Consider the following 23,784-nt stretch of genomic DNA (forward strand, 5'->3'; position numbering starts at 1 on the left):
TAACTAACCTTTCACAACTTATGGAAAGCAACCCATCGCAAAGCAGCCAGGGCACCAGCCAGCTCGACGCCACCATCAACGCTCTGCAAGGTGGCCTGGCCGCCGCCGCTGGAGCCGCCGGCCCCAACATCGCCGGCTGGATTAAAACCCTGCAAGGCAACCAGCAGCTCTCCGGCATCAGCTCGGAGCTGCAGAACCTGCACGACGCCCTAGGAAGTGGTGCTTCTGACACCGGCGCGCTGGCTACCAGCCTGCGCACCCTCGGCGAGCATACCACCAAAGCCGCCGATGCTGCCACTCCCGATGCCCAGGACAAACTGCGCCAGCTGGGCCAGGCCCTGAGCAGCGCTGCCAGCCAGCTGAAAGGCTAAACGGCCGGTAACCCGGTTAGCTCACGCACGAAAAAGGCTGCCAACCTCTGGGTTGGCAGCCTTTTTCGTGCGTAAATGACGACGGCTGGCAGCCCGTTGGCGGGCTCAGGAGTTGGCGGTTTGCCTGCCTTGCTGCGTATCTTCGCGGCCGAATGCCGGCTGGCCGTAGCTACAATTTGCCGCCGCGCTCCCTTACCAAATCACTTCTCATTTCTCTCATGAGCTTTATTTCCGAAGTAGAATCCAGCATCCGCGTCCTGTTCGATGCCACCAGCAAAGGTTTTCAGATGGACCCCGGCACGGGCTTCAACCAGATTGATAACTGGATTCAGCACCTGCGCTCCATCGACCAGCCCGTGTTGCGCCCCATCGTGACGGAGCTGGAAACCCTGCGCGGCCACATCAACAACAACAATGCGGCCGCCATGGCCCAGTCCTTCCAAACGCTGGGCGAGCTCACGGCCCAGTCGGCCCTGACCACCCACAGCTTCAAAGGCGAAGGCGACAAAGCCCGCGAAATCAGCCAGAAGCTGATTACCGCCGCCGGCAACCTGCGCCATATCGCCAAGATGCCCGCGCAGCACTAGGTAGTTGGTTGGGTTAAGCACCCAAACAAGAAGAACGTCATGCTCATCTGGCGTCCGCGAAGCCGAAGCATCTCTACCGCGTAACTAATCCTATCGATTGGGTTTAGTATTGTGGTAGAGATGCTTCGGCTTCGCGGACGCCAGATGAGCATGACGTTCTTTTTTATTCCAATTAATCCTCTGCGCCTAATACCCCAGCGCCGTATCGTCGCCGCGGGGGTCGGCGCCGCCTTCCAGCGTGCCTTCGGGGCGAATGTGGATGATGTCGAGGCGGCCCCAGGGCTGGCGCGGGTTGAGGCGGTAGCCGCGGACGCGCAACGAATCCTGCGCGGCGGGTAGCAGGGCCCCGGCTTCCACGTCGAGCAGGTCGGGCAGCCACTGGTGGTGCAGGCGCGGGGCGGTCACGACCTGCTGGGCATTGAGGCCGTAGTCGACAATGCCGATGATGGACTGCAACACGCTGGTAATGATGGTGCTGCCACCGGGCGTGCCCGTTACGAGGGCCACTTTGCCGTTGCGGGTGAGGATGGTGGGCGTCATGCTGCTGAGCATGCGCTTGCCGGGCGCGATGGCGTTGGCCGAGCCGCCCACCAGGCCGTAGGCGTTAGGCACGCCGGCCTTGGCCGAGAAGTCGTCCATCTCATTGTTAAGCAGGAAACCGGCCCCGGGTACCACTACTTTGCTGCCGTAGGCCCCGTTGAGCGTAGTGGTGCAGCTCACGGCATTGCCAAAAGCGTCGACGATGCTGTAGTGGGTGGTTTCGCTGCTTTCGTAGCCGGGCAGGCCCTTGCCGGCGGCCACGTCGGCGCTGGCCGTGGCCCGGCCCCTGGCGCGCATGGTGCCCGCCCGCTGGTGGTTGTAGTCCACATCGAGCAGCTTCTGCACGGGCACGGCGCCGAAATCGGGGTCGCCGAGGTAGGCGGCGCGGTCGGCGTACACGCGCCGCTCGGCCTCGGTGATGTAGTGCACGGCCAGGGGCGTGTGGTAGCCCAGCTGGGCCAGGTCGATGGGCTCCAGCATTTGCAGCATTTGCAGCAGGGCCACGCCGCCGGAGCTGGGCGGGGCCATGGTGATGACTTCGTAGTCGCGGTAGCGGCCGCGCAGGGGCTCGCGCCACTTGGGCTGGTAGTTGTCGAGGTCTTTCTGACTGACCAGGCCGCCGCCGCGCTTCATTTCGGCCAGCAGCAGGCGGGCGGTTTCGCCCTGGTAGAAGCCGGCCCGGCCCTGGTCGCGCACGCGGGCCAGGGTGCGGCCCAGCTCGGGCAGGCGCAGGGTATCGCCGGCTTTCCAGTCGCCGCCGCTGGGGCGCAGGTAGGCGGGGCTGCTGCCGGGGTTGTACTTCGTGAAGTCGGCGCGGGTCCGGTTCAGGCCGGCGGCTTCCTTTTCGGTGAGGCGGAAGCCCTGGGTGGCCAGCGCCACGGCCGGCTGTAGCAGCGACGGCCACGAGAGCTTGCCCAGCTGCTTGTGCAGCATGGCCATGCCGGCCACGGTGCCGGGTGTGCCCACGGCCAGCGGGCCGGCGGTGCTCAGGCTGGGCACCACGTTGCCTTGCTTGTCGAGGTACATGTCGCGGGTGGCTGCGGCGGGCGCGGTTTCGCGGAAATCGAGGCTGCCGGCCGAGCCGTTGCGGTCGCGGTAGAGCAGGAAGCCGCCGCCGCCCACGTTGCCCGCCACGGGCAGCACCACCGCCAGCGCAAACTGTACGGCCACGGCCGCATCGTACGCATTGCCGCCCCGCTGCAGGACCAGCGTGCCGATTTTCGAGGCCTCGGGGTGGGCTGAAACGACCATGGCGTAGTTGGCCAGCCGCGGCGCGGCCGCCTTGGGCACCGGCGAGGCCAGCGAAGCCTCGAAAGCCCGGGAGGCGGACGTGACCGGACGCTCGGAGGAGCAAGCCAGCAGCAGCGCCAGCGGAATAGCTAAAAAGCGAGACTTCATCATTGGGCAAAATAACGCCAAGTTTGCGGCTGGGCAACTAGAGGAATTAAGAATTAAAAATTAATAACTGATTACGCACCGACGTGCTGGCGCTTGGGATTCGAGCCTGTGGCTCGGGCGCGAAGAACTTGCGGCAGGGCTTGCCAATGGTTTCCTCCCCGAGCCACAGGCTCGAACCCCCAGTGGGCAGCCAGCAGCACGCCGCGTAACATCAGCTAATAATTAAGAATTGGGGAAGGGGTCCTCATTCAGCGGAACGTTACTCATTCTTAATTCTTAATTCTTAATTCAGCAAGGCGTCCGTTACTTTTGGCCCAAACCTCTCCCGTATCATGTCAAAGTCGAAAACTACTGCTCCCGCTGCCCCTAAGGCTCTCCGCCGCGCACCACTGGCCCTCGTCAAAACCGACCCCTGGCTGGCACCCTTCGAGCCGGTTCTGCGCCAGCGCCAGGCGCGCCTGCAGGCCCGGATGGCCGAAATCGAGCAGCACCATGGCTCGCTGCTGAACTACGCCACCGCCCATCAGCAGCTCGGGTTGAACCACGATGCCGGCCGGGGCGGCTGGGTGTACCGCGAGTGGGCCCCCGCCGCCGAAGGCCTGTTTCTGGTGGGTGATTTCAATGGTTGGGACCGGCAGGCCAACCCGCTGCAAAAGCTTGAATTTGGGGTGTGGGAAGTCTTTCTGTCGGATGCGGAATACGCGAGCCGCTTCAGTCACGGCAGCCGCTACAAGGTCCACGTCGTGAGCCCGGCCGGGGGCAAAGACCGCCTGCCCGCCGCCCTGCGCCGCGCCGTGCAGGACGAGGAAACCAAAGATTTCGCGGCCCAGGTGTGGCGGCCCGAAACAGAATTTGCCTGGACTGACCAGAAGTTTCGGCCCGCCACCGCCGCCAAAGAGCCGCTCATCTACGAGGCCCACGTGGGCATGGCCACCGAGGAAAGCCGGGTGGGCACCTACCGCGAATTCGCCGAAAATATCCTGCCCCGCATCGAGGCCGGCGGCTACAACGTGGTGCAGCTCATGGCCGTGCAGGAGCACCCGTACTACGGCTCGTTCGGCTACCACGTGGCCAATTTATTTGCCGCCAGCTCCCGCTTCGGCACGCCCGAGGACCTGAAGTTTCTCATCAACGAGGCCCACCGGCGCGGCATCGCGGTGCTGCTCGACATCGTGCATTCGCACGCCGTGAAGAACGAAGCCGAGGGCCTGGCCGATTTCGACGGCTCCGGCAACCTCTATTTTCACAAGGGCGAGCGCGGCAACCACCCCGGCTGGGACAGCAAGCTGTTCGACTACGGCCGGCCCGAGGTGCAGCAGTTCCTGCTCAGCAACCTGCGCTTCTGGCTCGAAGAATACCACTTCGACGGCTTCCGCTTCGATGGCGTGACCAGCATGCTCTACCAGCACCACGGCGAGGGCGTGGCCTTCGTGGGCTACGACAATTACTTCGGCCCGGCCGCCGATGAGGACGCCATTCTTTACCTGCAGCTGGCCACTACGCTGGCCCACGAATTCAAGAAAGGCAGCATCCTGATTGCTGAGGACATGAGCGGTCTGCCCGGCCTCTGCCGCCCCATCAAGGAGGGCGGCGTGGGCTTCGATTTCCGCCTGGCCATGGGCATCCCCGACTATTGGATTAAGCTGCTCAAACACACGCCCGACGAGAAATGGCCGCTCGGCGACCTCTGGCATACCCTCACCAACCGCCGCGCCGGCGAGAAAACCATTGCCTACGCCGAAAGCCACGACCAGGCCCTGGTGGGCGACAAAACCCTCGCACACTGGCTGTTCGATGCGGCTATCTACACCCACATGCACGCCGCCGACCCCGACCCCGGCGCGGCGCGGGCACTGGCGCTGCATAAGCTCATCCGGCTGCTCACGCTGGCGGTGGGCGGCGAGGGCTACCTCACGTTCATCGGCAACGAGTTTGGCCACCCCGAGTGGGTCGATTTTCCCCGCGAGGGCAACGGCTGGAGCTACCAGTTTGCCCGCCGCCAGTGGAGCCTGGGCGACAATCCCGACCTGAAATTCAACCAGCTGGGCAATTTTGACCGGGCGCTGGTGTACCTGGCCCGCGAGCAGCACCTGCTGGCCGCCGCCCCCGCCACCCTCCTCAAGCACGACGAGGAAAACCAGGTACTGATTTTTGAGCGCGCCGGGCTGGTGTTCGTGGTCAACTTCCACGTCGAAAAAAGCCTGACCGACTACCGCTTCTGGGTGACGGAGGAGGGCAAGTACCGCGTGGTCTTATCCTCCGACAACAGCCGCTTCGGGGGCTTCAACCGGCCCGATGAGACGTTTGAGTACGATACCTATGACCACCAGCTCAGCCTCTACGTGCCGAGCCGGGTGGCGCTGGTGCTGGCCGCAGTCTAACAGTGCTGGCCGCAGTCTAAGCGCAGCGACGACTGCGAGCCGCGCGTAACAGCGAGTTTGTAACTCGCCGTGAGAGCAAGCGGCCCTGCCCGGCGAGTTACAAACTCGCTTTACGCCCGGCATACAGTCGACGCTGCGCTTAGACTGTTGCCAGCTTCGCCGGCTTTTTCAATCATCCATCTACCACCCAATATTGCTCATGGCTTATCCCATCCGAAACCAGGAGGGCTTGTACTTTATTACCTGCACCGTCGTCGAGTGGGCTGATGTCTTTACCCGGCCGATTTACAAGGATATTATTGTCGAAAGCCTGCGGTACTGTCAGCAATCCAAGGGATTGGAGCTGTTTGCGTACTGCCTGATGAGCAACCACCTTCACCTGATTGCCCGCGCTGCCGATGACCATAAATTGTCCAACATCATGCGCGATTTTAAGAAGTACACCGCGAAGCGCATCTTTGAAAACCTGCACGCCAATCCGCAGGAAAGCCGGCGCTTCTGGCTGGAATGGCTATTTAAAAACGCTGCCAACTTCAACCAGCGCAATACCAACATTCGTCGCTTCGCTTAGACTGTTGCCAGCTTCGCCAGCTTTTTCAATCACCCATCTACCACCCAATACTGCCCATGGCTTATCCCATCCGAAACCAGGAGGGCTTGTACTTTATTACCTGCACCGTCGTCGAGTGGGCTGATGTCTTTACCCGTCCGATTTACAAGGATATTATTATCGAAAGCCTGCGGTACTGTCAGCAATCCAAGGGATTGGAGTTGTTTTCGTACTGCCTGATGAGCAACCACCTGCACCTGATTGCCCGCGCTGCCGATGACCATAACTTGTCCGACATCATGCGCGATTTTAAGAAGTACACCGCGAAGCGCATCTTTGAAAACCTGCACGCCAATCCGCAGGAAAGCCGGCGCTTCTGGCTGGAATGGCTATTTAAAAACGCTGCCAACTTCAACCAGCGCAATACCAACATTCAGTTCTGGCAGCAGCCCAGCCATAGCATCGAGCTTCTGAGCGAGGCCGTGACGCAGCAGAAGCTGAACTACATTCATCAGAATCCGGTGCGGGCGGGAGTTTGCTATCGGGCCGAGGACTATGTATATTCTTCCGCTTCGTTTTATGCGGGACTGGAGGCGGTGCTGGAGGTTGAGCGGTTGTTTTAGGGGGCTTGTGCGGGGGCGAGTTACAAACTCGCTTTACGGTGGGCGCGCAGTCGTCGCTTCGCTTAGACTGCGGCCAGCGGGGGGTAACTCCTAACTGGTATAGCCAACTCAGCGACCCTTTGGCTTAGCGTGTAGATTCGCCCTTCTAGCCAAAAAACAGGGAGGGAAAAGCTCTGGGTTAAAGCTTTTCCCTCCCTGTCCAACAATACACAATCAAGTGTCTAGTCGTTGCGGTCCGTGTCTGTTACCGTAACGACGTTGCTGCGGTCAATGGCGATGGTGTACTCGTGGCACTTGCTCACGTCTACGGTCTTGGCGTAGTCGACGTTGTTGACCTTGAGGGTGAAGGTGGTTTGACCCGCCGCGTAGTTGGCGTAGTCGGAGGTGACGCCCGGAGCCACATTATTGATGTTGACCGTGTTGCCGCCCGAGGTTTTCACCTGCACGCTAGCGATTTGGGTGCCATTGTTGGTAATGCGGGCCCGTGGGTCTTCGTCCTTGCATTTTTTGCAGCCGGTGGCAGCCATGGCCATAAAACCAGCGAATAGAATGGGTAATAGGGAGCTTCCAGCTTTCATAAAGGGGTAATTAGTTGTCCGTGGCCTAAAGCAGACCAATAGAACGTGCAAGATACTCGTTATCAATTGTCGTACCATAATCCTCCATTGAATGTACTGCTACCTCTGTGGGCTTGAAAACCCCCTCCACAGTCCAGATTGAGTTCAGTAAATTGATTCAAAAATCAAAGTTCACGAAATGCCCAAGGGAGATGAGTTTCGTGAACTTTGATAGGCAGGTTTCAATTGCCGCATTAAGCTACCTATCTTGCTCCAGCTGATAGGCAGTACAGAAACCCAATAGCTACTTCAGCAGCTCCAGCACCACGGCGGTTTTGGCGGGCAGCTGTAAACGCTGCCAACTTCAACCAGCGCAATATCAACATTCAGCTCTGGCAGCAGCCCAGCCATAGCATCGAGCTTCTGAGCGAGGCCGTGACGCAGCAGAAGCTGAATTACATTCATCAGAATCCGGTGCGGGCGGGAATATGCTATCGGGCCGAGGACTATGTGTATTCCTCCGCTTCGTTTTATGCGGGACTGGAGGCGGTGTTGGAGGTTGAGCGGTTGTTTTAGGGGGCTTGCGCGGGGGCGAGTTACAAACTCGCTTTACGGTAGGCGCGCAGTCGTCGCTTCGCTTAGACTGCGGCCAGTTGGCAGCTTAAAGGAAATAAATCGTAACTAGCGCGTTAGGCACCCGACACAATTTCTATATGGCAGGCCTTACGGATATTACATTCTACGATAACCTTGACATTTGGCAACGTGTCGAAGTGCCGGGAAGTAGAGCGTTTAGGCTCCTGGCAAACTATGTAAGCGACTTGTATGTCCAGTGCCTGCACGGCTACAAACCGCCGAAAATCTCTCGTATTAGCCTTTGCTTGGTAGCGGAGAATACGCCTCCTCATTGCTGGAAGACCGGTTCTATCGCGCTTATTAATTATGGATTTAGCTCGCAGGCGTACAACGCGCTAACTGTCGATGCTGATAAAGCGCTGTATCTCTTAGAATCGCTGCAAGACGCCGTGCGGCACCTATGCCACGCCTACGGGTGGGATTTGGCGGTTTTTGAAGGGGCCTGCCACGAGGTGAAAAGTTGTGACATTCAGTTCAGATTCATGTATCCGGAAAAAGTCGCTCGGGATGGAAAAAAGCGCGCCCACTTGCTGCTTGAAAAAACGCTGACGACCACCTTCTTGTCCGTCTGCATTGATTTTGAGGGAAAGCGCGTGAAGGCCCAATTGTACGAGGGCCCCAACCGCTGGTGGTACGACCCCATCTACGCTGTAACCAAGCACGGCAGGTGGATAAACAACGACCAATTTGGCGTGAAAACCACGCGGCATGATTTCCAAGGGTGGTTTTCATTGCAAGCAAACAAAGTTTGTGTGGAATAACACTGCTTCAGCAACTCCAGCACAAGCTTCCCAGCCCGGCGAGTTACAAACTCGCTGTTACGTGTGGCGCGCAGTCGTCGCTTCGCTTAGACTGCGGCCAGCGGCAGTAAGAATCTAATCGATGGAACGAAGGTCATTTACCAATCAGATTAAGATTTGATTAGTGAATAAATTCACTTGTTTAGCAGAACTCCTACTCCACTACCACGCGGCGCGTCCCGGGGACTGCTTGAGCGTAGCGTACGCGCAACAGGTATACCCCAGCTGGCAAAGCGGCAGTGTTCAAGCTCAATTCGGAGTTAGAAACCGGTTGGGTAAGCACGACCCGGCCGAGCGCATCGAACAGTTCCACTCGCTGGGGGCGGCTAGCTGCATCCAAAGACAAATGCAGCACCTCATGAGCTGGGATAGGCCAAGCCGCTAGCCGAGCGGCTGCCTGCTGGTGGCCGATGGCCAGTACATGGGCATCGGTGAGCCGGACCAAGGCGTTGATGGGCAGGGTGCCAACCTGCGGAAACGCACCGGCCGCCAGAATAGCGCCGTTGGGCTGGAGCAACAGGCGGCGCACATATCCGTTGCGGCCGCCCCCGCCCATGGGGCCGGCCGAGGGGTTATAGCTGGTATCCAACGCTCCCGTGGGCAGCAGGCGCAGGGTGCCTTCCGAGTTGAAGGCTCCTGATGGCAATGTGCCGCCCAGCAGCACCCGCCCGTTGGGTTGCACCACCACGGTGTTGGCCAGCGGCGACGAGCCGGGCAGCACCACTTGAAACGAGGGGTCGGGCGAGCCGTTAGCCAGCAGGCGGGCCATGTAATGGTTGCCCGGAGCCCCCAGGTTTTCGAAATTACCGGTGAGGTAAAGGCGGCCCTGGCTATCCTGAGCCACTGCCAGGGCCAGCTCGCCAAAGGAAGAAGTAGTCAGCGTGAAGCCAGGGTCGAGGGCTCCCGTGGGGAGCAGCCGCCAGATGGGCGCACTCAGTGTAGCGCCAACTGGCAATTGCCCTGCCAGCAGCAGCGCGCCGTTGGCCTGGGGCACCATGTCCTGTATCTGGAAGCCGTTGGGCGGAGCTGTTGACTGAAACGAGGCATCTACCTGACCAGTAGCACCCGCAAACCGGGCCAGCACGGCAGCACGAGTGGTGCTACCCTGTTGTACCCGGAAATCACCGGCGGCCAGCACACCTCCGGTAGCCGGGTCCAGGGCCAGCCGTTGTATGCTGGTAGGTAAGGCCCCGGTACCATTGGTGGGGGCAGGGGCGATGGGCGGTACAAAAGACGCGTCAGCTGCACCAGTGGACAGTACGCGCCCCAAGGCGGGACGGGCCACACCATTCAGGTAGTCAAAGTCGCCACCAACGGCCAACCGCCCATCGGGCTGTAGCGCAAGGGCTAGTACTTGGGCATCGGCAACTGCGGCAAATGAGGCGTCGACCAGTCCGTTGGGCTGTAGCCGGGCGAGGTTGCGCACGGGTGTCCCATTGATTTCGGAGAACGACCCGCCGACCAAAAGCTTACCATCGGGCTGCAAAGCCATGTCATTCACGCGCCCGTCTTCCTGCACCAGGGGGGCAAAGCTGGCATCACGGCTGCCATCTGCATTTAGCAGAACCACGCCTACGGGCAGTTCCGTGGCCAGGGGCGCGTAGCGGAACAGCTCAGCCGGTAAGCGGCCTGCTGCCACCAGCACCTGCCCGTTGGGCAGCAGTTGCACCGAACCGGGATACCAGGTGCTGGCGTTGCTGTTGGGCTTGCCTGCCGCTGCCCGGCCGTTATCGAAGTTGGGGTCGAGTGCCCCGGTGGGCAACAGCCGCACCACCCGCCCGGTGGGAGTGCTGCCCAAGGCCGTGGCGCGCGTCGCGATGAGTATCCGACCATCGGGCTGCACCACCGGCGCAATGATGGCGGAAGCGGAAAAACCGTAATTGAAGCGCGCTCCCAGTTGAAAGGTCGGGTCGATGCTGCCTGTAGCCAGCAGACGGATTACGTTTGGGGTTGACAGAGCGCCAGCACAGGTCAGCAGCAGGTTGCCATCGGGCTGCACCATTACAGTGAATACGTCCGTGTTTGGCGGCAGCGCGGACTGAAACGTTGGGTCGAGCGCACCGGTAGGCAGCAGCCGCGCCACGCCCTGCTGGGGCTGGCCGTCCGCTGCCGCGAAAGGGCCGGTCACGAGCAGCTTGCCATCGGGCTGCAACGCTACGAAAAAGGGGAGGCTATAACTTGCGGTGTTGTCAGCGAACCCGACGGCCTGGAAGCTTGTATCGCGGCTGCCATCGGCATTAAGCCTTATAAGGCAGGGGCCTGCTTGAGTTATTGTGGCCGGAAAGCGTCCCACGAGCAGGATTTTGCCATCGGGCTGCGGCAACGCCTGGCGCACCGAGGCGAAAACCGACAGGCCGGCATCGAAGCCTGCATCCGGCGTACCGTCGGCGTTGAGCAGTAGCAGCGCCTGTCGGCTCACGCTTCCTAGTGTGATGACCCCGGAACCGGTAGGAATGCCGTAGTAGACGTTGTCCAGGAGCAGGATTTTGCCGTTGGGCAGTAGCGCCATTCGGTCTATCTGTCCTTGCAGGCCCGCCACGTTGGTTTGAAATGCTGGGTCGGGCTGCGTGCTGCCGGCTAACAGGCGAACCAACTGGCTGCTGGCCTGGCTGGCCACCCGCTGGAAAGGACCAAGCAGCAGGGTTTGGCCGTCGGGCTGGCGCTGGGCCTGGGTCACGGTACCGGGTTGGTACACCTGTCCGGAAAAAAAGGTCGGGTCAACAGTCGGTCCTTGCCCGTAGGTAAGCTTAGGGCCGAGAAGTAACAGGACACACAGGCAGAAACGACAGGTAGATTTTTTCACAAATGGAGACAATGAAAAGCTTGGGGTGAACCGCACGAACCTTGTAGTTCAGGTGCATTCGGTTCACCCCAAAAATTGCTCCATCTTAACTTTTGGAGTGCATAAGCAAGCAATAATGCTCGAATCTGCCGCTACTTCCCCAGCTCCAGCACCACGGCGGTTTTGGCAGGCAGCTGCAGAGTTGCCACGCTGCTCAGGCTTTCCCCCGTCAGCACATTGCGGGCTTTGCTGAAGCCAGCCATGCGCTCCGAGAAGCGGGCGGTGGGCAGGCTGGCGGGCTTATCGGTGGTGTTGCTGGCCACCAGCACGGTGCCGGTGGCATCGTAGCGGAAGTACACGTAGAGGCCATCCTGCGGGAGGTACTGCATCAGCTTGCCGGTGTGCAGCACTTTGTGGTCGCGGCGGTAGGTGGCCAGTTTCTTCACGAAGTCGAAGGCCTCGTTTTCGCGGGCCGAACGGCCGGCGGCGGTGAACTTGTCCTCCTTATCGCCCGCCCAGCCGCCGGGGAAATCCTTGCGCACCTCGGCATCGGTGGGGTCCTTGAAGTTCTTCATCAGGATTTCGGTGCCGTAGTACATGCTCGGGATGCCGCGGGTGGTGAGCAGCCAGGTCAGGCCCATCTTATACTTGTCGAGGTCGTCGCCGACTTCGGAGAGGAAGCGGTTCTGGTCGTGGTTGTCGAGCAGGGTCACCAGCTTGGTGGGGTCCTGGTACACGGCATCCTGCGCCAGGGCCTGATATACGTGCTGCGCGCCGTTGTCCCAGCCCGCGGCATTGGGCGAGCCCACTTCCTTGAGGCCGGCGAGCATGGCGTATTCCAGCACGAAATCGATGGTGCCCGGCTGGTTCGATTTGAAGGGGAAGCCGATGGTGTTGCGGGTGTAGTAGGACTGGTCCACCACGTTGTTCACCATCGACTCGCCGAAGATGTGCAGGCGCGGGTACTCGGCCAGCAGCGCCGCGTTGCAGCGGTTCATAAACGGCTGGTCGTTATACATGTAGGTGTCGATGCGCCAGGCATCGATGCCAAAGTTCTCGACGCACCAGATGGCGTTTTCAATCAGGTAGTTGGCCACGTAGGGGTTCTGCTGATTGAGGTCGGGCAGGAAGGGCACAAACCAGCCGTCGAGGGTGTTTTTGCGGTCCGACTGGGCCGCGTGCGGGTCTGTGACGGGTTGGTACTTGTAGGTGGTATTGGTGTAGGTGGGCCACTGGTGCAGCCAGCTTTTCATGGGCAAATCCTGCAAAATCCAGTGGGTGTTGCCCACGTGGTTGTACACGGCATCCTGCACCACTTTCAGGCCGGCGGCGTGGGCCTGCTGCACGTAGCTTTTGTAGCCCGCGTTGCCGCCAAAGCGCTTGTCGATGTTGTACTGGTCGGTGAAGCCGTAGCCGTGGTAGGAGGCGCGCATGGTGCCGCCCTCGTTGGTCAGCGGCTGGTTGTTTTCGGTGAGCGGGGTGAACCAGATGGCCGTCACACCCAGGTCTTTGAGGTAGGGAATGCGCTGGGCGGCCCCGGCGAGGTCGCCGCCGTGGCGGAAGAAGGTATTGGCGCGGTCCATGTTGGGGTCGCGCATGTCGGCAAACTTGTCGTTGCTCGGGTCGCCGTTGGCAAACCGGTCGGGCATGGCCAGGTAGATGAAATCGGCGGCGGTCACGCCCTGGCCTTTGGGGGCGTTGTCGCGGGCTTTTATTTCCCAGCTCTGGGTCACGGTCTGGCCGCCTTTTTTGCCCACCAGCTGCACCCGGCCGGGCTTGGCGGTAGGGGAGATGCTCAAGTCCAGAAAGGCGTAGTTCGGATTTTCAACCGTGCTGCTTTTCACCAGCTTCACGCCGGGGTAATTCACGGTGTAGGCCAGCGTGCCCGCGCCGGGGCCGTGCACCAGCAGCTGCACGTTGGGGCTTTTCATGCCCACCCACCAGTTGGTCGGGTTCACGCGGTCGATGGCAGCGGTTTGGGCGGTGGCCGCTAGTGGCAGCAGCAGGGCGATAAAGGGCAGCAGAAGGCGATTTTTCAAGTGCTTAAACATGGTGGGCGCGAACAGAAAAAGGAATTATACAGAAGGGCGTCATGACCGTTTTTTTTATTATTGACGAGGTAATTATCCGCGCTTGCGGCCCTGCGCCAGCATTTCCACTATTTCACCGAGGAGCTTTGTGCGGGTTTCGGGCTTTTTTGCTCCTTCCAGCCAGCGCACGTATTCGCGCTGGTGGGTGTAGGCCAGCTTGGCGAAGTAGGCAGCGGCGGCGGGCTCGGCGGCCAGGCGCTCGGCCAGGTCGGCGGGGGCTTCCATTTTGCGTTCGGCCACGTCGCGGGAGAGGGTTACGTGCACTGTGTCGCCCACCGTTTTAGCAATGGCCTTGCGGATTTGCTTGAGGATGTGTAGGGCGTGATGGCCATCGCCGAGCGGCGTGACGCTGCCCTGGTAGGGGTAGCCGTCGAAAGTGGCCTGCACGGGCACCTGGCCGCGCTTGCCGTATACTTCGGGTACCGAAAAAGGTAGTACCACGAACACGCTGCCGTCGCCATCGCCGGCTTCTATGACGGCTTCAAATTCGTGTTCGGGCGGCGTGGGGCCGGGCTGGGGCTGGGGTGAAATAGTCATGGGGAGGCAAAGTAAGCCATTGCGCCGCCAGCTACCGCTATTTTTCAGCCCGCTGTCACTTCACGCAGCACCTGCTGCACGGCCGGTTCGTTGGCGGCTGCTATCACGCGCACTTCGCTGATGGTACTGCCGTAGAGGGCCAGCAGGCGGCGGCGCAGGACCTCCGTCGGCACCAGAATAAGCCGCGCCCGGCGCATGGTCATGCGTTCTATTTCCAGCTGCCAGCCGCGCTCGGCGGGGTTGGGCAGGTCGGCGGCCAGGCCGGCGGCATACAGCACCAGCGGCCGCCCCGAGCTGTTGCGGATTTCGAGCGCGGCCAGCCACGCGGGCCAGCTGGGCGCGTAAATCACGCCGAAATCAGCCCGCCCGCGCACCAGCTGCGCGGCCTGGCGGGCGTACTGAATCATGCGGAAGTTCAGGCCCTCCAGCGCGGGCACCAGCACGACCGGCGCGACCTCTGCGATTGGCGCGGGCGCTGGTTCCGGAGCCACTGCCGCAACCAGTGCCGCTGCGGCCGGCACCGGCGCATCGGGCACGAGGTCGTCCTCGGGAGCGGCCAGGTCGAGGGCTTCGGCGGAGCCTATTGCTTCCGTGGGCTCATCGAAGATGGCGGGGCGGCGCAGGGCGGGTAGCTCGGGGTCGGGGTCGAAATTCAGGTCGCCGGCCTGGGGGTGAGACCGGGGCTGGATAGTTTGCCCGGCCGTAATGACTGGGGTATCGGCCGCTGATTCTGCAGTCCCGGGCCGGGGCGGGGCGGGCGGCGGCGGCGGGAAAACCTGAATGGCCTGCGCGCCCAGATACGGGGCGGCGGGCGCTTGCCAGGGGCGGCTGGCGGCGGGAGAATTTGCGCCGGTGGGCCACTGGCTGCGTGAGGCTGCCGGGGGCTGGGCCGCCGGACTTGCACCGCCCGATAATTGGGCCGATACCGCCAGCAGGGAGCTGCCAGCGGGTGTCAGGTCAGCCAGCCCGATAATGCGTGAGGGCCGCGATGAAGCTGCCGATTCTTGCGAAGCGGCCTGGCCTGGCAGCAGCTGCACGCCGGGCAAGGCCACCGTGGTATCAAAAGCCCTTTTCGCTGCTTCAAGTGCCTCAGGGGCCTCAGGGGCTGCGGTTGCTGCGGTGGTTGCGTCAGTTTTCGGCTCGATGGAGGCGGTGGTTTCCGGCGCTGCCTGCGAGGGCGCGGCCGATGCGGTGCCGGCCGGCAGGTGCGGAAACACGGCCACCACGGGCTGCCGGGCGGCCAGCTGGTACACCAGCGGCAGGGTAGGAGGCAAGGCCGCCCCGCCGAGCACGGCCACGCTGGGGTCGGCATCGTCCCAGGCCAGCAGCAAGACGGAAAAATCGGGCGGAGTCATGGGCAGGGAAAGGGAAACGCGGAATCGGGCCACTGGTCCCCCGGGCGGGGGCGTTGCGACCTATCAACCCCCAATGCTACGCCAGCGGGGCCACATCTTGGCAAAAAACCTTTCCGGCCGGTCCGGAAAAAAGTAACTTGCGTACTTATTCTGTCCGCAACCGGCCTGGTCGGTGTTTTTTTGCCCGCCTTGCGGTTCGTTTTTGCCTTTTGCTTAGAATTACTTTATGGATACCACGATTCAGGAAAATAACTACATGGTGAACGACCTGGCGGCCCAAAGCCACCAGGAACATTATCCCGGCGAAGTTATTCGCGCCGACCAGCTCGACGATAACCGCTTTCTATTCAATTGCCAGAACGGCGTGCGCCTGCTGCTGCACGTGCTGAGCGACAAAATCCTGCGCTTCCGCTACCTCACCGACGGCCCGCTCTCGCCCGATTTCTCCTACGCCGTGCCCGCCGAGGCCGTGTCGCGCCTCACGCCCGACCAAGTGGAATTCCGCGAGAAGCCCGACCACTACCGCCTCACCACGGCCCGTCTCATCTGCATCATTCAGAAGGAGAACCTGAAGGCCCGCGTGCTCGACCGCTCCGGCACCATCCTCAGCGACGACGAAAAGGGCTTCCACTGGGAGTACGACTACGACACCGGCAACGACATCGTGAAGATGAGCAAGCAGGTGCCCGCCGGCGTGCACTACTACGGCCTCGGCGACAAGCCCGACAACATGAACCTGCGCGGCAAGCGCTTCACCAACTGGGGCTCCGACACCTACGGCTACGTGAAGGGCTCCGACCCGCTGTATAAGAACATCCCGTTCTACCACGTATTGCACCAGAAAATCGCGCACGGCATTTTCTTCGATAACACCTTTAAAGCCAGCTTCGACTTCGCGGCCGAGCGGGCCGATGTGACCAGCTTCTGGGCCCAGGGCGGCGAGCTGAACTACTACTTCATCTACGGCCCCACGCTGATGGAGGTGACCCAGGAATACACCCTGCTCACCTGCCCACCCGAGCTGCCGCCGCTCTGGACGCTGGGCTACCACCAGTGCAAGTGGAGCTACTTCCCGGAGAGCAACGTGAAGGAGATAGCCAAGGGCCTGCGCGACCGCAAGATTCCCTGCGACGCGCTCTACCTCGACATCGATTACATGGAGGGCTACCGCTGCTTCACCTGGAGCCAGGAGCGTTTCCCCGACCCTAAGCGCATGGTGCGGGAGCTGGCCGAGGACGGCTTCAAAACCATCGTCATCATCGACCCCGGCATCAAGATTGACCCCGAGTACCCGGTGTACCAGGAAGGCATTGCCAACAACTACTTCTGCCGCCGCGCCGATGGCCCGCTGATGAAGGGCTCCGTCTGGCCCGGCCTCTGCAACTTCCCCGATTTCACCGCGCCCCGCGTGCGCGAGTGGTGGGCCGGTCTGTTTCAGGAATTGATTCAGGACATCGGCGTAAAAGGCGTGTGGAACGACATGAACGAGCCGGCGGTATTCGAAAAAGGCACCTTCCCGCCCGATGTGCGCTTCGACTACGACGGCCACTCGGCCTCGCACCAGAAGGCCCACAACATCTACGGCATGCAGATGGCCCGCGCCACCAACGATGGCGTGAAGCAGTTCAGCTACCCCAACCGGCCCTTCACCATCACGCGCAGCACTTACAGTGGCGGCCAGCGCTACTCCTCGGGCTGGACCGGCGACAACATCGCCTCCTGGGACCACCTCTGGCTGGCCAACATCCAGTGCCAGCGCCTGAGCATCTCGGGCTTCAGCTTCATCGGCAGCGACATCGGCGGCTTCGTGGACACGCCCACCGGCGAGCTCTACGCCCGCTGGATTGCGCTGGGGGCCTTCCACCCGTTCTTCCGCACCCATAGCTCCGGCGACCACGGCGACCAGGAGCCCTGGAGCTTCGGCGAGACCGTGACCGACGTGGCCCGGCACTTCATCGAGCTGCGCTACCGCCTGCTGCCCTATATGTACACCGCCTTCTGGCAGTACGCCACCGCCGGCACGCCCATGCTGCGCCCGCTCACCTTCCTCGACCAGAACGACACCGAAACCTACCTGCGCATGGCCGAATTCGGCCTCGGCGATAACCTGCTGGTCTGCCCCATCACCCAGCCCGGGGCCGAAGGCCGCTGGATGTACCTGCCCCGCGGCGACTGGTTTTACTACTGGACCGATGCCCCCACCAGCGGCGGGGCCGAAGTCTGGGCCGCCGCCGACCTCACCCGCATTCCCCTCTTCGTGCGCGCCGGGGCGGTGCTCCCCATGCAGCCCGTGCTGCAATACGTGGGCGAACGCGCCATCGAGGAGCTCACCCTGCACGTGTACTACAAAAACGGCACCGCCGAGAGCGTGCACTACGACGACGGCGGCGAAGGCTACGCCTACGAGACCGGCCACAAAACCCTGCGCCGTTTCACCGTCACCGGCTCCGAAAACAACCTGGTTATCACCCAGGCCATCGAAGGCGACTTCCAGCCCAGCTACGCCACCTACCGCGTGGTGCTGCACGGCGTGGCCGGCCCCATCGAAGTAACTGCCGACGGCCAGGCCGCCGAAGTAACCGAAGCCACTTTAGAAACGGGTTTGAAGCTGCCCAGCCTCGTGGTGGGCGTGGCGTTTGGCGAGGTGCGGGTGAACGTGGTGCCGCCCGTGGCGGGTAAGGGGGCTGTACCGGTTGCTCCTGCTGCTTAAGCATTAATCAAAAAAGGCGTTCTGTAAAACGCCTTTTTTATGCTTGAATTATGAAAAAAATCACTCTTGCCTTTTATGTAATCGTTGGTTTTTTCGCCTCTTGCCGGCCTAATGATAATTTCAAATATTATTCCAATGGACAAATCAAATGGACTGACTCACTGAATAATGAAGGCCAGTTCACCAGTACGTATTTCCGGCCGGACGGCACGCGAATAAAAACGGTGCCCTTTCTGAGTGGTCATATTAATGGCTTGCTTAAAAGGTATGACGCCACTGGTAAGCTGGAATCCGCCGAAATTTGGAAGAATGACAGCATTAATGGGCTTGTGACTGGATACTTTCCTAATGGAAAAATATGGTTCAAGAAAACGATGTTGGGGGAGACTACTATTGATACTTCCCGCGTTTACTACCCAAATGGAGAGTTACGGCAAGTTATTGTTCGCACTGACAAAGGGCGTCGCATAGATTTTGGCGCATGGCATCCTAATGGCCTAACTGATACAAGTTATATCCGCCCAATTTTCCTCAGTGATGCAGATACTATAAGCCAAGGGAGTGATTATGAGTTTGAAATCCGGTTAGGTAACCGCCGTTCCAACCACGTCACTGTGTCTTTGCGACCTAGAATATTAGGGTTGGACAGTACGAAAGGGATTTATTCGCTTACTAGATATACAATACACAGACCTTCCGTGGGTACTCACGTTGTCCGAGGAATAATTTATGAGCAGTGGGCACGAAAAAATAGCGACACTATTTGGACGAATTTATATTGGTTTAAACATAACTTTTGGGTAATGAATAAAGCCAATAAGTCTGAAACGAAGATTAGGTAACCAAAACAGGGTACCCCACGGGGTGCCCTGTTTCATTCCAACCAACCCAAAAGCTATGCCTCCGCCACCACCGGCACCACCACCGGCGCGGGCGTATCGGTCACCACGTAGTCCTCGTATTTGCGGGCGTCGGTGGTGGCGTAGAGAGCCTTGCCGATGCCGCAGAGGTCGATGAGCTCGGTGTAGAGGGCGTTGCCGGCCAGCACGCGCACGTCGGCGGCGCGGCCCCGGGCGGTTTCGGCGTCCTGCTGCTCGCCCAGGCGGGCCAGAAACTCCGTGGCTGAGGCGGCCAGCGCATCGAGCATGGCCAACAGAGGACTTCCTAAACAGCTTCATTAGCTGTCATAGTACCATTCAAACAGTTTTTCATGAATTGAAAAGTAAATTCATAATATTTAATATTAAATAACTATATTTATATTATATCAAATTGGTGGTTGTCCTTCCTTAACCCCAGCCACCACTCGCCGGGGCTCCCGCTCCCCTTACCCGCCACGGAGGCAAAGTAGATTCTCGTTCCCGGAAGTGGTACGTCTTGTCCACGCCGGCACCATGCTGCCACCCGTCAATGGGAAGGCCAATGACTGACTGTGCTTGTTTTTCACTCCTTTCCTTCATGCTATGAGCCGTACTCGCCACTCCCGATTTCACTCCCGCACCGCTTGCATACGTCTGCTGCTGCTTTGCTGCGGTTTGTTCATCACTCCGGCACTGCGGGCACAGCAGGCCACGGAAGCCTGGGCCACGCGCTACGACAGCCCGGGCAGCGCGAATGATATGGCCACAGCGGTAGTCGTGGACAATGCCGGCAACAGTTACGTGACCGGCAATTCCAGCGATAATGGAGCAGGCGCATCAAAATGGGTCACGGCCAAGTATTCGCCAGCCGGGCAGCAGCTCTGGGTACGCGAGTACAGCGGAGCAAGAGCCAGCGCCATTGCCGTGGACAATGCCGGCGGGGTGTACGTGACCGGTACCAGCAACGCCGGCCCGGTGACCGTGCGCTACGATGCTGCTACGGGGGCGCAGAGCTGGCTAAGTACATATAACGGCCCCGCTAACGCCACCGCCCTGGCCGTAGACAACGTCGGCGGCGTGTATATCACGGGCCAAAGCAGCACCAGTGCTGGCAGCAGCGACTACATCACCGTGCGCTACGCGGCGGCCACGGGTGCGCAGAGCTGGGTGAGCACGTACAACGGCCCCGACAACGGCAACGACTACGCCAGTGCCATTGCCGTGGACAATGCCGGCGGGGTCTACGTCACGGGTACCAGCTACGGCACGACCACCTGGACGGACTACGCCACCGTGCGCTACGCCGCCGCCACGGGCACTCAGAGCTGGGCCAGCCGCTACAACGGCCCCGTCAGTCAGTACGACTATGGCCGGGCCATTGCCGTGGACAATGCCGGCGGAGTGTACGTCACGGGAACCAACTACAATTTCAAAAATGTGGACTACGCCACCGTGCGCTACGCGGCCGCTACAGGCGCGCAGAGCTGGGTCAGCCGCTACGATGGTGCCGGCAACGACCAGGTGGCCGCCATTGCGGTGGACAACGCCGGCGGGGTGTACGTGACCGGAAGCAGCTCCAGCACTACCAGCATCCCCGCAACGGACTACGCCACCGTGCGCTACGCGGCCGCTACGGGCGCGCAGAGCTGGGCCAGCCGCTACAACGGCCCTGCCAACGGCGCCGACTTCGCCCAAGCCCTGGCCGTGGACAATGCCGGCGGGGTGTACGTGACCGGAACCAGCTACAACGGCGCCGAAAGTGACTACGCCACCCTGCGCTACGCCGCCACCGATGGCGCCGTGGTCTGGACCAAGCTAAAAGCCGGCCTGAAAGGCCTGGCAATGGGCCTGGCCGTGGACAATAGCGGCAACGTGCTGGTAACGGGCTACGCCCAGGACCCCGTCACCAACTACGACTTCCTCACTGTCAAATACAGCCAGGCGGTGCCCGGGGGCAGCACGTTCGCCTTCTATCGGGCCATTAATCTGAATGGCCCGGCCCTGACGCTGGACGGCAACGCCTGGGCCGGCAGCACGGCTCCGCACTACTCTACTAATGGCATTGCCTTCCAGAACCAGAGCGTGGCGCTGATACCGGCCACCGATGCCGCCCGCACGGGCATGATTCGCACGGCCGTGTACAGCCCCAACCTGCGGGTAACGCTCTCGGCCGTGCCGGCGGGCACCTACCAGGTGTATGCCTACGTGTGGGAGGATAACAACGCGGAAGTCTACAGCCTGCATGTGAATGGCCATGTGGTGCAGCGTAACTACAACAGCGGGCCGGCCGGCACCTGGGCCCGGCTCGGTCCCTATACCGTCACGCTCGCGGCCACCGGCAGCGTGCAGCTCACCACCACGGGCGGCTGGGCCAACTTCTCTGGCATCGAGTTCTGGAAACGGCAGACGGCCACGCCGCCAGCTAATAACTTCCACGATAGTCCATCCCAGCCGTTCGTGACCGACCAGATTCAAGCCTACCCCAACCCCTCGGCCGATGGCCGCTTTCACCTGCTGCTACCGGCCGCGCTGCAAGGCGAAGTGACATACCGGCTGCTGTCGGCGGTGGGCAAGCAGGTGAAAGCGGGCACCCTCAGCGTGTCCGCCACGGGCACAGCTGAACTTGATTTTTCGCCGCAGCTCAACGAGCTCAACGGCTGCTACCTGCAGCTGAAAGGAGCCCAGGGCCAGGCCTGCCTCAAGCTGCTCAGCTACTAGGCAGCTCCCGCACAGCCAGTATTCCAGGCTGATTAAGTAATAAAAAACAAAAAGGGCACCCTGTAGGGTGCCCTTTTTTTAGCAAAACACAACCTGCGCCTACGCCTTGCCCACCACGGGCACGGCACCACGGGGGCGGGCGCGTCGGTCACCACGTAGTCCTCGTATTTGCGGGCATCGGTTTGGGCAAAGAGGGCCCCGCCGCCCCCGTGACCAAAGCCACTCAAGCAACGGGCCTCAAGCTGCCCAGCCTCGTGGTGCCCGTCGGCTTCAGCGAGGTGCGCGTGAACGTGGTGGGGGCGGGAACGGAGGCTGCGCCGATGAGGTAATCCGCTTCAAGCAAGCAAATCCAAGCGTAAAAACTCTTTCGCTGAACGGCTTGCGACGGTAGAAAATTTGCCTAGCTTTGGCGTTGTCTTTTCACCACATTTCATTCATCACCATGAAAAAAAGAATTACCCATGCCCTATCTGTGGCATTATTGGGGGGGGGGCTTGCACTTTGGGGTTGCGAGAAAGTAGCGCAGCCAGAACCTAATCAATCGGTAGCCCGCACCGCGCCGCAGGTAGTTGCGGCTGAAGCGACCCGCGAAACCACCCCAGCCCAGGTCGCGTGGCTGCGTTTCGTAGAACGGGTAGAGCGTGGCGAAATCACGGACCCCATCGGCCAGTACGTAGCCCAAGGTACAAAAGCCGCAATAGACGCGGAAGGGCATCGTCTGGCCCGCCCTAAAGTGGATGTCTCGTTACGGGATGCCAGCAAAAGGTACGCCTTGCGGACAACGACGCCAAGTGCAACTACGGCGGGTAGGTCCATCGATGACCCTGCGAAGCTCAGGAATCCGACCCGTGCGGTCCTTGCTATGTGGGTCCTCAAGGCTGCGGCGGCGGACCAGGCGTTGTTTCCACATTTACGACCTCTGAAACGCTTGGTGGGAATGGCTACATTTACGATTTGAAGATTGTGGTAGGGGCCAACAGTTCTACAAGCACGCAAGTGACGTTGGGTAGGGCCGGTTACACCAAATTGGATGCAAACCTCAATAAGGGGGCCGGCGGTAACGAAATTTACCTGTGTTTCCAGCGAAGCCCTGCCCAAGTGTTGAACGGTTTGGAATACACCTACAATTATGCGTATTCAAGTCCTAATGACATTCTCACGGCGTTTCAGACCCAATACGGTAGTTTGACTAATGCCCCGGCCGGGGACCCTTATTTCTACAATATTTGGGTACCCAATCAAAATTCTAATGTGTACTGGGGCACGATAGACCTTAATGCAGGCGCGGGGGGAGATTACATTTATTCCTTTCAATCCAAAAGTCCATTCGTGCCGAACTATCGTCCTTTTCGGGAAGTGGGGATTCTATCGGGAAATATTAGCACGCTGTATCCTCCGTCGGGGTGGGCGAAATACCCACGTGACCTAAACGAAGGGGCCGGTGGGGACTACATTTATTTTTGCTATCGTTAAAATAATAGCAATGCACGCGATGAAACACGCATTTCTCTTCTTAGTCATGGCTATCGGTGCCCCCTTGCTGCAGTTTCCCTGCCAGGCCCAGGAGGCCAAAGCTGCTTTGCAAAATCGTTACTATGTCGGCTTGCAAACTTTTATGGGTAGCTATGAGATGTTCTACCGCACCACGCCGCGTTTGTTGGGTATCAAACCGTGGCAAGTAGTGGCAGGCGCACACCTGACGCGCCGATGGGCGGTGCAGGTTGGGTACACTACCTCAAATCGCAGTTCAATTGAAGACCCATCGTATACGGGTACAACTCTCAGCGGTCAATATGTTTCCGGTCGCCGGGGTTCGGATTCACGAGAACAGGCTGCGGTCCTTTTGATGCGCTACTCGCTGATTCGACGGCCGCATCCCCGGTTACAAGTGGATGTGTTAGCAGGACTGACGTTGGTGAGTTCACGTTTCAGCGTTTATGGAGCCGATTTTGTTGACGGGCAAACTGTGCGTGAATACTACTCCGGCGACCATGCCACCCAATTTTACGCCACGGCTGGGTTGGGCGCACGCTATCCGTTTGGCAAGCATTTCGAAGGCGTATTTGACTACACGCTCAGCCGCAATTTAAAGTCAGTACCGGCGGGCTTGCATCAGCAGGTGTCGGGTAGTTCTCTCGGGCTAACCCGCGCCTTTGGTCTGGGCCTTCGCTACCGCTTCGCCTTGCATAAAAAGGAGGTAACTCCAGCTTCACTCTAAAAGCCTCGCTTTTTCAGCGTTGTACTCCGCTACCATGCCACTTCCGGCGTGCAACCCCGAACGAGCGAAAC

The 23,784-nt window shown here is 60.4% G+C and carries 18 protein-coding genes; 10 read left to right on the plus strand and 8 right to left on the minus strand.

From position 1 onward, the window contains the following. Nucleotides 1-20: 20 nt before the first annotated feature. Both ABD819_RS18615 and ABD819_RS18620 read left to right on the plus strand, forming a co-directional pair. The gene (locus tag ABD819_RS18615) at nucleotides 21-371 is read left to right on the plus strand and encodes a hypothetical protein (protein ID WP_345126738.1); all 351 of its coding nucleotides are present in this window, start codon (nucleotides 21-23) and stop codon (nucleotides 369-371) included. A gap of 218 nt (nucleotides 372-589) precedes the next feature. After that, nucleotides 590-958: a hypothetical protein gene (locus ABD819_RS18620; RefSeq protein ID WP_345126740.1), complete on the plus strand. Its 369-nt coding sequence runs from the start codon at nucleotides 590-592 to the stop codon at nucleotides 956-958. A 186-nt stretch (nucleotides 959-1,144) separates the two neighbouring features. Here ABD819_RS18620 and ggt read toward each other — a convergent pair whose 3' ends face one another. After that, nucleotides 1,145-2,899: a gamma-glutamyltransferase gene (ggt, locus tag ABD819_RS18625; RefSeq protein ID WP_345126743.1), complete on the minus strand. Its 1,755-nt coding sequence runs from the start codon at nucleotides 2,897-2,899 to the stop codon at nucleotides 1,145-1,147. A 329-nt stretch (nucleotides 2,900-3,228) separates the two neighbouring features. Here ggt and ABD819_RS18630 point away from each other — a divergent pair, with 329 nt between their 5' ends. From ABD819_RS18630 to ABD819_RS18640, 3 genes are all read left to right on the plus strand, one after another. Further along, nucleotides 3,229-5,277: an alpha amylase C-terminal domain-containing protein gene (locus tag ABD819_RS18630; protein ID WP_345126746.1), complete on the plus strand. Its 2,049-nt coding sequence runs from the start codon at nucleotides 3,229-3,231 to the stop codon at nucleotides 5,275-5,277. A 199-nt stretch (nucleotides 5,278-5,476) separates the two neighbouring features. Further along, a complete protein-coding gene (locus tag ABD819_RS18635) occupies nucleotides 5,477-5,848 on the plus strand; it encodes a transposase (protein WP_345126749.1) in 372 nt (123 codons plus the stop codon). Nucleotides 5,849-5,904: 56 nt separating this feature from the next. Beyond that, nucleotides 5,905-6,450 carry an REP-associated tyrosine transposase gene (locus tag ABD819_RS18640; RefSeq protein ID WP_345126751.1) on the plus strand — a complete coding sequence of 182 codons (546 nt, stop codon included), beginning with the start codon at nucleotides 5,905-5,907 and terminating at the stop codon, nucleotides 6,448-6,450. A gap of 221 nt (nucleotides 6,451-6,671) precedes the next feature. Here ABD819_RS18640 and ABD819_RS18645 read toward each other — a convergent pair whose 3' ends face one another. Further along, nucleotides 6,672-6,983: a hypothetical protein gene (locus tag ABD819_RS18645; RefSeq protein WP_345126754.1), complete on the minus strand. Its 312-nt coding sequence runs from the start codon at nucleotides 6,981-6,983 to the stop codon at nucleotides 6,672-6,674. Between the two features lie 737 nt (nucleotides 6,984-7,720). Between ABD819_RS18645 and ABD819_RS18650 the strand changes: the two genes are divergently transcribed. Then, on the plus strand, nucleotides 7,721-8,404 hold the full coding sequence (locus ABD819_RS18650; protein ID WP_345126756.1) for a hypothetical protein: 684 nt from the start codon (nucleotides 7,721-7,723) through the stop codon (nucleotides 8,402-8,404). Nucleotides 8,405-8,597: 193 nt separating this feature from the next. Here ABD819_RS18650 and ABD819_RS18655 read toward each other — a convergent pair whose 3' ends face one another. The 4 genes from ABD819_RS18655 to ABD819_RS18670 all read right to left on the minus strand — a co-directional run bounded on the left by ABD819_RS18655 (nucleotide 8,598) and on the right by ABD819_RS18670 (nucleotide 15,207). Further along, entirely contained in the window at nucleotides 8,598-11,138 is a 2,541-nt protein-coding gene (locus ABD819_RS18655) for a T9SS type A sorting domain-containing protein (protein WP_345126759.1), read from the minus strand. Between the two features lie 239 nt (nucleotides 11,139-11,377). Further along, complete coding sequence (locus ABD819_RS18660) at nucleotides 11,378-13,276, minus strand: glycoside hydrolase family 13 protein (protein WP_425554036.1); 1,899 nt, start codon at nucleotides 13,274-13,276, stop codon at nucleotides 11,378-11,380. A gap of 72 nt (nucleotides 13,277-13,348) precedes the next feature. Beyond that, complete coding sequence (locus tag ABD819_RS18665; protein WP_345126763.1) at nucleotides 13,349-13,852, minus strand: YdeI/OmpD-associated family protein; 504 nt, start codon at nucleotides 13,850-13,852, stop codon at nucleotides 13,349-13,351. A gap of 44 nt (nucleotides 13,853-13,896) precedes the next feature. Continuing rightward, nucleotides 13,897-15,207 (minus strand): glycosyltransferase family 4 protein, encoded by a 1,311-nt coding sequence (locus tag ABD819_RS18670; RefSeq protein WP_345126766.1) that lies wholly within the window; start codon nucleotides 15,205-15,207, stop codon nucleotides 13,897-13,899. A 226-nt stretch (nucleotides 15,208-15,433) separates the two neighbouring features. Here ABD819_RS18670 and ABD819_RS18675 point away from each other — a divergent pair, with 226 nt between their 5' ends. Both ABD819_RS18675 and ABD819_RS18680 read left to right on the plus strand, forming a co-directional pair. Beyond that, nucleotides 15,434-17,917 (plus strand): glycoside hydrolase family 31 protein, encoded by a 2,484-nt coding sequence (locus ABD819_RS18675; RefSeq protein WP_345126768.1) that lies wholly within the window; start codon nucleotides 15,434-15,436, stop codon nucleotides 17,915-17,917. Between the two features lie 50 nt (nucleotides 17,918-17,967). After that, on the plus strand, nucleotides 17,968-18,759 hold the full coding sequence (locus ABD819_RS18680) for a toxin-antitoxin system YwqK family antitoxin (protein ID WP_345126771.1): 792 nt from the start codon (nucleotides 17,968-17,970) through the stop codon (nucleotides 18,757-18,759). A 53-nt stretch (nucleotides 18,760-18,812) separates the two neighbouring features. Here ABD819_RS18680 and ABD819_RS18685 read toward each other — a convergent pair whose 3' ends face one another. Next, entirely contained in the window at nucleotides 18,813-19,070 is a 258-nt protein-coding gene (locus ABD819_RS18685; protein WP_345126774.1) for a hypothetical protein, read from the minus strand. 310 nt (nucleotides 19,071-19,380) lie between these two features. Here ABD819_RS18685 and ABD819_RS18690 point away from each other — a divergent pair, with 310 nt between their 5' ends. Beyond that, the gene (locus tag ABD819_RS18690) at nucleotides 19,381-21,495 is read left to right on the plus strand and encodes an SBBP repeat-containing protein (protein ID WP_345126776.1); all 2,115 of its coding nucleotides are present in this window, start codon (nucleotides 19,381-19,383) and stop codon (nucleotides 21,493-21,495) included. A 478-nt stretch (nucleotides 21,496-21,973) separates the two neighbouring features. On the opposite strand, the gene ABD819_RS18695 is transcribed toward ABD819_RS18690, so the two are convergent. Beyond that, entirely contained in the window at nucleotides 21,974-22,177 is a 204-nt protein-coding gene (locus ABD819_RS18695; protein WP_345126778.1) for a hypothetical protein, read from the minus strand. 810 nt (nucleotides 22,178-22,987) lie between these two features. Between ABD819_RS18695 and ABD819_RS18700 the strand changes: the two genes are divergently transcribed. Beyond that, nucleotides 22,988-23,713: an outer membrane beta-barrel protein gene (locus tag ABD819_RS18700; protein WP_345126781.1), complete on the plus strand. Its 726-nt coding sequence runs from the start codon at nucleotides 22,988-22,990 to the stop codon at nucleotides 23,711-23,713. The last annotated feature ends 71 nt before the right edge of the window (nucleotides 23,714-23,784 follow it).

It is taken from the genome of Hymenobacter antarcticus (assembly GCF_039539545.1).
In the GTDB taxonomy this organism is placed as follows: domain Bacteria; phylum Bacteroidota; class Bacteroidia; order Cytophagales; family Hymenobacteraceae; genus Hymenobacter; species Hymenobacter antarcticus.